3 protein-coding genes and 1 rRNA gene are annotated in these 4,115 nt (G+C 33.0%); 3 read left to right on the top strand and 1 reads right to left on the bottom strand.

Annotation, left to right across the window (positions count from 1 at the left end; genetic code table 11):
- The coding region (locus GOQ17_RS15945) for a DUF4372 domain-containing protein (RefSeq protein ID WP_159639040.1) at nucleotides 1-326 on the bottom strand (326 nt) is incomplete at its 3' end.
- An 871-nt stretch (nucleotides 327-1,197) separates the two neighbouring features.
- Here GOQ17_RS15945 and GOQ17_RS15940 point away from each other — a divergent pair.
- From GOQ17_RS15940 to GOQ17_RS15930, 3 genes are all read left to right on the top strand, one after another.
- Nucleotides 1,198-1,380, top strand: a complete 183-nt coding sequence (locus tag GOQ17_RS15940; RefSeq protein WP_159639038.1) for a hypothetical protein — start codon at nucleotides 1,198-1,200, stop codon at nucleotides 1,378-1,380.
- A 21-nt stretch (nucleotides 1,381-1,401) separates the two neighbouring features.
- Nucleotides 1,402-3,348: a hypothetical protein gene (locus tag GOQ17_RS15935; RefSeq protein ID WP_159639036.1), complete on the top strand. Its 1,947-nt coding sequence runs from the start codon at nucleotides 1,402-1,404 to the stop codon at nucleotides 3,346-3,348.
- Between the two features lie 545 nt (nucleotides 3,349-3,893).
- Nucleotides 3,894-4,115, top strand: a 16S ribosomal RNA gene (locus GOQ17_RS15930); the annotation flags it as partial.

Here is a 4,115-nt window from a genome sequence, read left to right as displayed (position 1 = left end):
TTATGCCACAAATCATCCAAAAGTCTATAATACAAATCACGGAATAGACAATGATCACGATGTTTGTTGATATAAGATAAGTTGGACTTGCTAGGTGTTCTGGAAATTCCCATATGACTCATGTTTCTTGTAGTACTACGCAAACCATTGGAAATATCGCGAACGGAATCCGCGGAGGAAAGATGGCAGAAAAGCATACTCACAAAGTGAGTCCAGCTATTGATCCCTTTGTGATGTTTATCGGACTGATATTGTTGAACCAATTTGTTAAAAATATTGCGATCTACTAGTCCTAATATCTGAGAAAATACGTTTATATTTACCATGGCGGTTGAATCATTTTAGCGAATTAAATATAGCAATCCCTGCTATATAAATTCAACGCCATTTTTTACCTTATTTAGGACGCTTTTGATCTATATTAATATAAATAGGTAAGGATTGTCTGTGTTCCCACAATTTAATAAAAATTTCTTGCTCAAGATCCTTGGAAATATTCTCATCCTTTGTAATATACTATGCCTGTAGTTAAAGGCCGCTAACTAACCTGCCGTAAAGCTCTTCAAATGCAGACCTATTATCGTTTCTTATGAGATGTATTAAACATTATTGCAGTAATTGGCGAAATTTTTATTGCGTTTTAAGCTAATAAATCATGTACGTTATATATAATGAAGTATGTTGTTAATTTTTTTAGTTAAAATATTTTAATGGAATATTAAAAGCTTTTAGTTTGAGATTTTAGGTTAAAGTATTTCACTGTAAATGACTTCCTACAATTATTGTGCAACGATCGAAAAATCTATACATATATGGAAATATTTTGCATATAAATATGTATAGATTTTACCTTGTGAAATTTTATTGCCTAACTCTTCTTTTGAACAAATGTTTTGTTTGGAAGTTAAATTTTAAGCTCAATTCGAGAAAAAATTACATTGTAACAAAAATAATACAAACCTTCTTTTAGGTTATTTTTTACTTATACCGCTTTTAAATATTCTTGAAGTAAAAATTTTTAATCTTCTGTTTTTGAGTTTTTGTTGAGAGATTTAAATTATCTTTTTGGTGATCATAAGCTAGTTTTGTTGTGCTTATATCATATGTTTTCCGGCATAAAATAGCTTTCTTTGTGTAGTTAATAAAGTTTTAGAGTCTTCCCAAAGCTCTACTACATCTACTAACATATTTATCAATATGAAAAACAAAATTTATTCAAAACCTACAGTTAAGGTCTTTACTTTCTTGATGGAAGACGACCTCGTAGCGGCCTCTAGCGCACCGGTTATAGTCGGAGATAGCAACAATCCTTTTATTCCAATGGTGGAAGAATTTACTGAAGGATCTACATTCCCTACGAATAACTATAATGATATTTAATAAACCTTTAAAATTACAGAAATGAATATACTTATATCTAAAGGTCAATATTATGTATTGCTAGTGGCTTTTTTATCCGTATTGTCTTTTTGGGGATGTAATAAGGAAAATGATAAAGGCTCCAGTCAAGGAAATTTGAAGATTAATCTTCAGGGAGTACAAGATTATGTAGGTAACGATAAAATAGGAAGTTCGAGTTTTAGTAAAAAGGAAAATAACTCATTTGTTATAAATTCATATAATGAGTTTGATGCAATTATCGATTTTTCTGTGTCAGATTCTTATCCAAAAGGTAGTGGAGAGGGTGAGAAGTTAGCAAATTCTACATTAACAAATAATAGTTTGTCAAAGTTAGCTGCAGTAGCTATTAAGGATACGGTGAAATATAGGTTGTTAATTTATAAAGGTAATGAATCTACTCCGGAGTATAATTTGCTATTAGGGAAATCAGATCAGCCCGATATTTCGTTATATATTGGACATACGTATAAATGGGTGGCTTATTCTATTAATCAATCAACTGTTCCCGATATTTCGGCTAATATTATCCCTAAAACTGCTTTAGCAAATAAAGACTTCATGTATGATTCTAAAAGCATTGTTATAGCAAGCGGAATGAATTATTTAAATATAATTTTTAAACGTTTAACAACAATGCTAGAGGTGAATTTAGATACAAGAGGAATGTTTGGCACTATTGCAAACACGACTAACTTGAAAATTTCTAATGGTAATTCTGGTGTTATTTCACGTACTGCAGATTTTAATGTGTTAGAAGGTATTTTTGTTCCAAATAGTTATAGAGATACTTTTATTAATTCTGTAGCAATGAAAGATGTCGTCGCTACTGATATTCCTTTAGGAATGCGTAAGGTTGCAACGTTTTATTCTGTGGGAGTGCCTTCTTCCATAGCTGCAGATCAATTAGTTATTCGTTTAGAGCCTTTAGTACTTAAATTAGATGATAATAACTTAGATAAAACGGATCCGCCGATTAAAGGGAAAATTGATAGAACTTTCTCGATAGCTAATGTGAATTTGAAGCATCCAGAATTAACTCCTGCAATGGGGAGAAAGTACACTATTACAGCAAATTTGATTGAGTCAGCTATTCAAGTGGTAAATGGAGGTGCACAATGGGCTAGATCAAACTTATGGTATGACGCTAGCGCTCCTGATAAAAATAAATATCGATTTAGACCTAGTCCACATTATAGAGATATGAAAAATCGTACCTCATCAAGTGCGTATTTATTTACAGATCCTAATGATATATGGAGGTTTGGCGCAGTGACACCAGACGGTTCAAGGGGGACTTATGATCCTTGTGCTCAAGTATATCCCACAGGTTTGTGGAAGATGCCTACAAGTTCTGATTACGAAACATTAAAAAACTTCCAATCAAGAGCTAATTTAATAAGAATAGGTGCGCCTGATAATTTATTTATATTGGATAGGGGTGAGCCTTTGAGTGGTTTGTTGGGAATAGTTGGTACCACTAAGCCCTATGAGGTTGTTGCCGGTTGGTATAATATTAACGAATATTTGCCAGGTACTGAGCCAACAGATGGGTATAGTGCTAATTATAGATTGAATGATAATAATACTAAAATGCATAACTTGTATTTGTCGGGTTATGGTTATTATGATAATAGTAATATTTTGACGAGTTTTTATAAGGATAGGCCAAAGAGAACATCAGTTCTAAATTTAGGTGTTGTGGATCTAGGTACTACATTAGTAGGTAATGGTTATTATTGGGCGAAAGATGGTAATAGTGCGAGTTATTTTAAGTTTGGTTCTTCTGGTCTAGAGTTATTAAATGTAGATATCATTTTATTAGCTTTAGGAGTGTTAGATACAAAAGATTTTACTTCTGATGTTGTTACTTCAGTTGGAAATTCTGTTCAAAATTACAGGATGAATATACGCTGTGTACGTAATTCTGCATTCAATTTAGCCAATTAAATAAATGTATATGTCACCTAGAAATCCTCAGAAATATAAAATCTGGGGATTTTTCATTTATAGTTTAAGAATAAATTTATTTATCCATCAATCTTCCAGCGAGTTAGGTTAATTTGTAAAAATAAATCTACAAAAGGTTTGGAAGTGATTATAATTCTTCCTTATCTTTGCACCACTCCGCAAGGGAGGAACGGTTGGAAGCAACCATTAGATACGAAGCTAGAGAGTGTTTAATCTGAGAAATCGGGAAAAACGAAAAGAAAAAAAACTTCAAATAAAATTTGCGGTTTAAAATAAAGTTTCTACCTTTGCAGTCCCGTCGGAAACGAAGGGGGGACAAAAAAAGATAAGTACAGCAGTAATGCTCGAAATATAAGAAGAAGCGCGATGCGGATTCGATAGAAGTTCTTTAAGAAAATGATCATGTAGCGTAACGAGTAGTTTGAGAAAACGAAAGTTATAAAATCAAACCTTAGTCAATAACTAAATAGATATTAAAAAGACAATTCTATTTTTTATAAATAGTTAGAGTCAAACTTCATTTTACAATGGAGAGTTTGATCCTGGCTCAGGATGAACGCTAGCGGCAGGCCTAATACATGCAAGTCGGACGGGATCTAGTTTTAAGCTTGCTTAAAACTAGTGAGAGTGGCGCACGGGTGCGTAACGCGTGAGCAACCTACCCATATCAGGGGGATAGCCCGGAGAAATTCGGATTAACACCGCATGACACAGCAATTCGGCATCGAATCACTGTTAAATATTTA

Source organism: Sphingobacterium composti, from assembly GCF_009829075.1.
GTDB classification, from domain to species: Bacteria; Bacteroidota; Bacteroidia; order Sphingobacteriales; family Sphingobacteriaceae; genus Sphingobacterium; species Sphingobacterium composti.
Note: the sequence above shows the minus strand (reverse complement) of the source record. Positions and strands in the feature narration are given on the sequence as shown.

Bases quoted from the DNA above. Each gene is read 5' to 3' on its own strand.
- GOQ17_RS15940 (WP_159639038.1), top strand. From the start codon at position 1,198: ATGAAAAACAAAATTTATTCAAAACCTACAGTTAAGGTCTTTACTTTC.
- GOQ17_RS15935 (WP_159639036.1), top strand. From the start codon at position 1,402: ATGAATATACTTATATCTAAAGGTCAATATTATGTATTGCTAGTGGCT.